Source organism: Streptococcus sp. HMSC076C08 (assembly GCF_001810825.1).
Lineage (GTDB): Bacteria > Bacillota > Bacilli > Lactobacillales > Streptococcaceae > Streptococcus.
Genome location: NZ_KV802718.1, coordinates 1 through 680 on the forward strand (window position 1 = coordinate 1; position 680 = coordinate 680).

Annotated in this window: 1 protein-coding gene; it reads right to left on the minus strand. The window is 53.7% G+C overall.

Annotated elements, in window-relative coordinates; genetic code table 11:
* A partial coding sequence (locus HMPREF2766_RS09810; protein ID WP_186821421.1) for a hypothetical protein occupies nt 1-680 on the minus strand: 680 nt, incomplete at both ends.

A 680-nucleotide genomic window follows, 5' to 3' on the forward strand; every position in this document is an offset into this window, starting at 1 on the left:
TGCGCTTACTGCTGCGGATTGACTAGCACTCACGGACGCTGATTGGCTCGAACTCAATGAAGCGGATTCGCTGGCACTTGCTGAAGCGGATTGGCTGGCGCTGACTGAAGCTGATTGGCTAACGCTGACTGATGCCGATTCGCTTGTGCTTACTGAGGCTGATTCGCTGGCGCTCGCTGAAGCTGACTCACTTGTGCTTACCGATACAGACTGACTAGCGCTCACTGAAGCTGATTGGCTCGAGCTTACTGAGGCTGATTCACTTGAGCTTGCCGAAGCGGATTGACTCGAGCTTACTGATGCTGACTGACTAGCGCTCGCTGAAGCGGATTGGCTCGAGCTTACTGAGGCTGACTGACTCGAACTTGCCGACGCAGATTGACTAGCACTTACTGATGCTGACTGGCTAGCGCTGGCTGAGGCCGATTCACTTGCGCTCGCTGAAGCGGATTGGCTGGCACTTACTGAAACTGATTGGCTGGCACTCACTGATGCGGACTGACTCGAACTTACTGAGGCGGATTGGCTCGAACTTACTGAAGCAGACTGGCTCGAACTTGCTGAGGCGGACTCACTTGCGCTTACAGATGCAGACTGACTTGCACTTACTGATGCGGATTCACTCGAACTTACTGATGCTGACTGGCTTGAGCTTACAGACGCTGACTGACTAGCACTTA